Origin of the sequence: Oceanisphaera arctica, assembly GCF_002936955.1 — a bacterium.
Taxonomy (GTDB): domain Bacteria; phylum Pseudomonadota; class Gammaproteobacteria; order Enterobacterales; family Aeromonadaceae; genus Oceanimonas; species Oceanimonas arctica.
Genome location: NZ_MPZM01000039.1, coordinates 21,296 through 28,162 on the forward strand (window position 1 = coordinate 21,296; position 6,867 = coordinate 28,162).

Sequence of the window (6,867 nt, forward strand, 5' to 3'; positions counted from 1 at the left end):
AATGTTTGATATCGCTCGCGTTATTGCGCCCTTGCCCGGCGAAAGCGTGAGGATACTCACACCGCTATATGGCGATATCCACCCACACCAGGCGGTGATCCGAGCTGGCACTACGCTCCGGCCAGCCCCGCTTGTTCCAGAACAGCTCGGCACCAGACTGACTGGGTGGCTGCCAGAACACCCCACTCGCCAGGGCCTGCAGGCTACGCCCGGGCAGCACATAATCGAGTCGCAGTCCCTGACTGTGCGTCCAGAATCGCGGTGAGCCTCGCCGTGCCGACATTCCCCTGAGCCCGAAGCCACCGCGTGAGGCGGGCCGCAGCCGACCCAATGCCACACTGCGATTAAGCACCATGTCGGCCAGCAATGTCTGAATACCCTCGCGAAAGCCGTCACCGTCTATCGGATCCGCATTCAAATCCCCCAGTATGACAAAGTCGGATCCGAGAGCCAGCCCGCCCCTGCCACCCGCATCATCCACCAGATAGTCACCCCGCCCGGGACGAATATAATCATGCCACAGCCGTAGCTCGTCGTGATTGCGGCAGCTATTGCGCCGCTCCGGACCTTCATCAATGGGCGGCGCCGGATGGCAGGCCAGCAGGTGCAGCACCCGGCCACTGGGCAGACGCACCGGCAAGTCGAGGTGACTCTTGGACGACAGCGGCAGTACCGCAAGCGCCTCGGCGCTGTAATAGCTGCCCTCCGCTGTCATCGGCAACCGGGCCCCAGGCATGTCTTGCCATAAAAAATGGCGAAAACTGCGCATCTGCTCGAATAACAGCGGAAAGCGCGACAGCACCGCAAAGCCATACTGACCATGAAAGGTGCCGAAGCCCAGACCGTCGGCAGGCAGCGCCGGGCTGCCGGCTCCGTGCAACGCCACCGGTGCCAGCAGTCCGGTGTTGGTGGGCACCAGATAACGATACGGGTACTCGATACCCCGCTCTCCGACCGCCAGATAGTCTTCGCAAAACAGCCGCAGATGACTATCGTCCAGCCCGTCGCCGTCATGATCAAACTCGTTCATCAACAGCACATCGGGCCTGATGTGCTGCACAATACGGGCAATCTGCCCGGGTTGGCGATGGTTACCTGTCTCCAGTTCGGCGGCCAGCTGCCCCGGACGGGCGCGATCCAGGGCCACATTGAAGGTGGCGACTCTCATTTTTAAGGGCGACATCATGCAGCCGGCTTGCCTTTATTGTTCAAACTGTCATCATTCTCGCATTAATCGCTGTTTTTCAAGGATGAAAATGATGTTCAGCACCATGAGTCTGATTTCGCTGGCGCTATTCGGCCTGCTGCATGCCCTGCGCCGCCGCCAGGAACGCTTTTTGATCACCATCGAGGGTATTCACCTCAATGTGAAACGTGGGCGACCACCGCAGGCACTGGTTCGCCATTGCCGACAGCTGATGCAGGATGCGCGCACCCTGAAGGGCACCGTTCGTGGCATCAAGAAAGGCGACGAGGTAGTGCTCAGCTGTTCACGCAGCATTCCCGCCTCTTACCGTCAAGACATTCATCTGTTCTGGCAGCAGCAGTCCTGAACGGTCATGCTGTCTTGAGCGGTCATGCAGTCTTGAGCCGTCATAAAGTGCCACAGCCATGACTGACCGTCTGACAATCGGCCCAGGAATTACCTCGGCACTCTTGACCTGAACTCGATTTCCCGCTTTGCTGGAGATATTACTCTTGATGAGGTCGAATGATGAAATTATATCCCCTGTTACTCTGTGGCCTGCTGGCCGCCTGCTCCAGTCAGCCACCGGCCGAGCAGGCCAAAAAGCCGACCCCCGACACCAGCAGCCAGTCTCCTCAGGAAATCACCCCCAAGGGAGAATTCGCCCAGATTGACGTCAGCCGTTCCCAGCAGGCGATGGACGCCATTACCAGTGGTGAGGGCGACACCATCAACGACATACTGAAAAGCCCCAACGAGTACGCACCGCCGGTGCTGTATCTGATCTCCGCCATCATGTTCGACAACGACTATCAGGATCAGGCCACCTTCTGGTATTACGCCGCCCAGCTACGAGCCCGCAGCGACGCCAACAAATCCGGTGATGACACCGCCCACAGCGCAGTAAACCAGCTGAACCAGCGCTTCGGCGTTCGTATCGCCCCTTATTCCATGAGTAATCCACAACGGCTACAGGGCATCGTCAGCCAGGTACTGGAATGGGACAGCGAACAACAGCGCAACTACGATCCGCGCTGGATTGCCCTGCAGGGGAAAGATGTGGTCACCGAGACCAAAGTCGACTTCGCGCCGAGTAACAGATGGCTGGAAATCGACGCCCTGACCCGCAACCAGTTCCGTCAGGGGCTGGAGCAGGCACTGGCCAAATTAAGCCAGGCACCGGCCAAATAACACGACCTATTTATTCCTCTGCTCTCACATCCCGGTCTTTACCGGGATGTTTTATTTTGTGACCCTGATAATCTATTTCTCGCCAAAAATGGCATGGCAGCCCGCACAAACTTAAGCATCTACTTAAATAAAAATAATGCTCGGGTTAATATTGCCGCATATCGAGTTCACAGGAGAGCACATTCATGAGCACGTCGTCCCATCACCCGGTTCATGTCTGGGACTGGTCTGTCCGGGTTTTTCACTGGAGCCTGCCGATACTGCTGTTTTTGCTGTGGCGCTCGGCCGGCGATGACATGGAGCAGCACATGCTGTTCGCCCAGTTGCTGCTGGGGCTGCTGCTGTATCGTATTATCTGGGGCTTTATCGGCACCCCTTATGCCCGTTTCGGCCATTTCATCTACCATCCAGGCCGCATTATCGCCTATCTGCGCGCCACCCTGGCCCCGCAAAAACCGGTGTATCTCAGCCATAACCCGCTCGGCGGCGTCATGGTACTGGTGATGCTGGGCACCCTGCTGTTTCAGGCCGGCACCGGCCTGTTCGCCACCGACGACATCTTCTCTGAAGGGCCGCTGTATAGCTACGTCTCGGGCGCCACCACCAGCCTGATGACCGACTGGCACAAGTCCTGGTTTTATCAGGGGCTGCTGTTGATAATAGGGCTACACATACTGGCCATAGTACTGCATCGGTTACGTGGCGAGGGTCTGGTCAAGGCCATGATCACCGGCCACAAGGAAGCGCCCGCCGACCGGGTGGCAGATCAGCTGGATCCCCCTACCCATGCCTTTCCCTGGCCACGCTTCATTCTGGCTGTCTCACTCGCTGCCGGCACTATCTGGGCGCTGTTCAACGCCGTCTGATACCAATCCCAGTAATGATCTGGTCATATTGAGGCCCCAGACCAGAGGCAACATAGCCGCCTCCCTCGACACGCCACTGGTAAATGACACTCACCATTTCAGCCTACTGCGAGCATTCACTGGATGCTCGGTCAGGCTGAAATGATTCATCACGGCGAGACAAGCTCGCCCCATGGGGGCTCGGAAATGCCTTCTGACCACCAGGGACGGCGGGAATGCCGGAACGGCAGGAGCATTTTCCGGCCATGGCATTTCACGGTCGTGGGAGCCGTTCTCTGTTGCCTCTTCTGGAACACCGAGTTGTCCGCAGGCAGTGCTAACAGGCGACGCCGGAGCATCAAGGAGGGCAAAGGGATCTGCTCCACCGACCATCACATGACAGGACCAACAAAAGCTCCTGCAATGCTGGCACTCCCGCCTTCCATGGCGGTCGGATGTCATGTGCTGAGCGTCACAAGGAGGTGCTTGAGCGGGTCGGTGGAGCGGGCCCTTTGTCCGGGATGGGTATGACAGTCAAAAAGATCGAATGTTTAATGCGGTGGGTATGATATCCCCTATATCAAAAACAAAAAAGGAGCCGAAAGGCTCCTTTTTTGTTTTCAGGCAAATCGCTTAATCGCGATAGTCGTCGTGACAGGCCTTGCAGCTTTTCAGCAGCTTGCCCACGGCGGGTTTCGCCTTGGCTTCATCGAAGCCAGGCTCGCCGGACACTGCAATCAGCTCTTGCAGCGCGCTGCCAAAGGCCTTGCCCTTGGCGCTGAAACCGTCCATGTCTTCCCAGGCGGCAGGCAGCATATTGCTCTCTTTCACGCCTTGGGTCGCCGGCACATAGGTTTCGCCCAGCAGCTTGCCGACGTTACCGATGTTCACAGCACGCTGATGCAGCGCTTCGCCATCGAAGTCGATCTCGCCTTTTACCATGGCGCCCATCACCTTGGCCTGTGCCCCTACCACCTGATAGATGGACTGACGATACTTGACCAGGTCATCCGCCTTGAAGATCTCGGACTGGGCGGCAACGGTAGTGGCGAAAGCGCCGCCGAGGGCCAGCAGCACGACTTTTTTCAGCATGTTTTGCTCCTTTTTAGTTATTTTCCAGTGCTCATGAAAAAGTTTCACATCAATTAGCGACTTACGGTAAGCCATAGAATCAGGCAAAGCCACCATCAAAAAGTGAAATTGCGACGCTACTCCTGATTCACCCAGATGAGCCCATCTGTAGCAAAGCCCAGCTCTTTTGCTCTGATCACAAAGCGGGCCTTCAGCTCGGGGCTGACCACGGGATCGCGGGCCAGCAACCACAGATAATCGTGATTATAGCCGGACACAAACGCATGCTGATAATCGTCATCCAGCTCAAACACCACGTAGGAGCCGTAGAAGGGGCCGAAGAAAGACACCTTCAGATAAGCTTCCTGCTCATCGTTCACAAAACAGGCTTTTCCTTCCGCCTCTTTTACTTCTCCGCTCCCGGTATCGACGCCCCGATTTAACACCCGGATGCCGCCATCTTCGCGCGGCTGATATTCGGCGCTCACCCGCTCCAGTCCCCGTTCGAAGGAGTGATCCAGCCGGGCCACTTCATACCAGGTACCCAGATAACGCTCGGCATCAAAATTCTTGACCGGCGTCACCTTATCGGGCATTCCAGTACAGCCCGCCAGGAATCCAACCAGCAACAAAATCAGTCTTCGCATCCTGATATCTCCTTATTTTAATCCCCCGAAGATGAGCTCGATGCTTCATCTCTGCGAGTCATAAATCCCGAAATAGCCTAGCAGAAAGACGCACGAGATCCGCACCTTATCCCTGTGACAGCAATATCTGACAGACCATAAAAATAACGGCACTAAGCGAAAAACCTAAGCACCATAAGAAAAGTTAAAAAAATAAAACACAACAAAAACAAATAATTAATTAAAATTACGATTTAATAGCTCAATTTTAAAGCGCTTCAGCATTGATAATTACAGCTCTAACCTTTAGGCTTCTTTACACTAATTGAACAGTCAATCAATAAAATATGCCTATCGTCGGAGTACAGGAAATTCGCAGGAAACAGCTGATCGACGCCACCCTGGCGTCGGTGGCCGAGTATGGCCTGCATAACACCACCATCAACAGCATCAGCCGGCTGGCGGGAATGTCATCGGGCATCATCAGCCACTACTTCGGCGGCAAACAGGGCTTGATTGAAGCCACCGTAAGGCAGCTGCTGGATGAACTGAAACTGGCGCTGCTGCGCAAGACCGACGGCGGTGAACAACACTCGCCCCGGCAACGACTGATGATCATAGTGGAAGCCAACTTCACCGAGTTTCAGCGCTCGCAACCGACCACCAGGTCCTGGCTCAGCTTCTGGGCCCAGGCCATGCACGATCCGGCCCTGGCCCGGCTGCAACACGTCAACAGCCGCCGCCTGTACAGCAACCTGCGCTATTCCTTCCGCCAACTGCTGGACGACGAGGCGGCAACCAACGCCGCCCTGCAGACCGCGGCCATGATCGACGGTTTCTGGCTGCGCAGTGCCCTGAGCCCGGCTCCATCAACCGACTTCGCCCAGGCCGAGGCCTTGTGCAAATCCTTTATCGAACAGCTGTTAACCCCGCATGGAGCAAAAGCATGTCATTGATGCACTATCAGAATTTTGTCGACGGCCGCTACCTGGCCAACGAAAGCGGTGACACCTTCGACGTCATCAACCCGGCCACCGGCGAGGTCGCCTACCAGATGGAAGTGGCCGATGCCTATGTACAGGACGCCGCCATCGCCTCGGCCCGCCGGGGCTTCGATCAGTGGTCGGCCATGAGTGGCATGGAGCGCAGCCGCATCCTGTTGCGGGCGGTGGCGCTACTGCGCGAGCGCAATGACGAGCTGGCTCGCATCGAGGTGCAGGACACCGGCAAACCCTGGCAGGAAGCCTCGGTGGTGGATGTGGTGACCGGCGCCGACAGCATCGAATTTTTCGCCGGCCTGGCCCCCTCCATCGAAGGCAATCAGCAGGATCTCGGCGGCGATTTCTACTACAGCCGGCGCGAACCGCTCGGCATCTGTGCCGGCATCGGCGCCTGGAACTACCCGCTGCAAATCGCCTGCTGGAAAGCCGCCCCGGCCCTGGCCTGCGGCAACGCCATGATCTTCAAACCGTCGGAAGAAACCCCGCTGGGGGCACTCAAACTGGCCGAAATCTTCATCGAGGCCGGGGTACCCGCCGGGGTGTTCAACGTGGTGCAGGGTGACGGCGCCGTCGGTGCCTGGCTCACCCAGCACCCGGATATCGCCAAGGTGTCCTTCACCGGCGAAGTCGGCACCGGCAAAAAAGTCATGGCCGCCGCCGCCGGTTCGCTGAAAGAAGTGACCATGGAGCTGGGGGGCAAGTCACCGCTGATCATCTTCGACGATGCGGATGTGGACGACGCCGTCTCCGCCGCCATGCTCGGCAACTTCTACACCCAGGGCGAAATCTGTACCAACGGCACCCGGGTATTAGTACACAAGGCTATCTACCCGGCCTTCATGGAACGGCTGCTGGAGCGTACCCGCCACAACATCATCGCCGGTGACCCCATGGATCCGGCCACCAACTTCGGCGCCCTCATTTCCCATGCGCATCAGCAGAAGGTG

Annotated in this window: 8 protein-coding genes; 5 read left to right on the forward strand and 3 right to left on the reverse strand. The window is 57.3% G+C overall.

Translation table 11 applies throughout. The features are described 5' to 3' along the window. Window positions 1–64: 64 nt before the first annotated feature. A complete protein-coding gene (locus tag UN63_RS13715; protein ID WP_229793590.1) occupies window positions 65–1,186 on the reverse strand; it encodes an endonuclease/exonuclease/phosphatase family protein in 1,122 nt (373 codons plus the stop codon). Window positions 1,187–1,256: 70 nt separating this feature from the next. Between UN63_RS13715 and UN63_RS13720 the strand changes: the two genes are divergently transcribed. The 3 genes from UN63_RS13720 (at window position 1,257) to UN63_RS13730 (ending at window position 3,243) form a co-directional block, all read left to right on the forward strand. Beyond that, window positions 1,257–1,553, forward strand: coding sequence for a DUF3634 family protein (locus UN63_RS13720; RefSeq protein ID WP_229793589.1), 297 nt, complete (start codon window positions 1,257–1,259; stop codon window positions 1,551–1,553). A gap of 158 nt (window positions 1,554–1,711) precedes the next feature. After that, window positions 1,712–2,377: a hypothetical protein gene (locus UN63_RS13725; protein WP_104487510.1), complete on the forward strand. Its 666-nt coding sequence runs from the start codon at window positions 1,712–1,714 to the stop codon at window positions 2,375–2,377. Window positions 2,378–2,562: 185 nt separating this feature from the next. After that, on the forward strand, window positions 2,563–3,243 hold the full coding sequence (locus UN63_RS13730) for a cytochrome b/b6 domain-containing protein (RefSeq protein WP_104487512.1): 681 nt from the start codon (window positions 2,563–2,565) through the stop codon (window positions 3,241–3,243). 612 nt (window positions 3,244–3,855) lie between these two features. On the opposite strand, the gene UN63_RS13735 is transcribed toward UN63_RS13730, so the two are convergent. Continuing rightward, entirely contained in the window at window positions 3,856–4,314 is a 459-nt protein-coding gene (locus UN63_RS13735; RefSeq protein ID WP_104487514.1) for a c-type cytochrome, read from the reverse strand. A gap of 116 nt (window positions 4,315–4,430) precedes the next feature. Then, complete coding sequence (locus UN63_RS13740) at window positions 4,431–4,940, reverse strand: lipocalin family protein (RefSeq protein WP_104487516.1); 510 nt, start codon at window positions 4,938–4,940, stop codon at window positions 4,431–4,433. 326 nt (window positions 4,941–5,266) lie between these two features. On the opposite strand from UN63_RS13740, the gene betI reads away from it, so the two are divergent. Both betI and UN63_RS13750 read left to right on the forward strand, forming a co-directional pair. Then, complete coding sequence (betI, locus tag UN63_RS13745; protein ID WP_104487518.1) at window positions 5,267–5,875, forward strand: transcriptional regulator BetI; 609 nt, start codon at window positions 5,267–5,269, stop codon at window positions 5,873–5,875. After that, window positions 5,866–6,867, forward strand: a 1,002-nt coding sequence (locus UN63_RS13750) for an aldehyde dehydrogenase family protein (protein WP_104487520.1), incomplete at its 3' end; no start/stop codon positions are given. The genes betI and UN63_RS13750, both read left to right, overlap by 10 nt.

Coding starts and splice junctions, on each gene's coding strand:
- UN63_RS13740 (WP_104487516.1), bottom strand. CDS start 4,940: ATGCGAAGACTGATTTTGTTGCTGGTTGGATTCCTGGCGGGCTGTACT.
- UN63_RS13735 (WP_104487514.1), bottom strand. CDS start 4,314: ATGCTGAAAAAAGTCGTGCTGCTGGCCCTCGGCGGCGCTTTCGCCACT.
- UN63_RS13720 (WP_229793589.1), top strand. CDS start 1,257: ATGATGTTCAGCACCATGAGTCTGATTTCGCTGGCGCTATTCGGCCTG.
- betI (WP_104487518.1), top strand. CDS start 5,267: ATGCCTATCGTCGGAGTACAGGAAATTCGCAGGAAACAGCTGATCGAC.
- UN63_RS13730 (WP_104487512.1), top strand. CDS start 2,563: ATGAGCACGTCGTCCCATCACCCGGTTCATGTCTGGGACTGGTCTGTC.
- UN63_RS13715 (WP_229793590.1), bottom strand. CDS start 1,186: ATGATGTCGCCCTTAAAAATGAGAGTCGCCACCTTCAATGTGGCCCTG.
- UN63_RS13725 (WP_104487510.1), top strand. CDS start 1,712: ATGATGAAATTATATCCCCTGTTACTCTGTGGCCTGCTGGCCGCCTGC.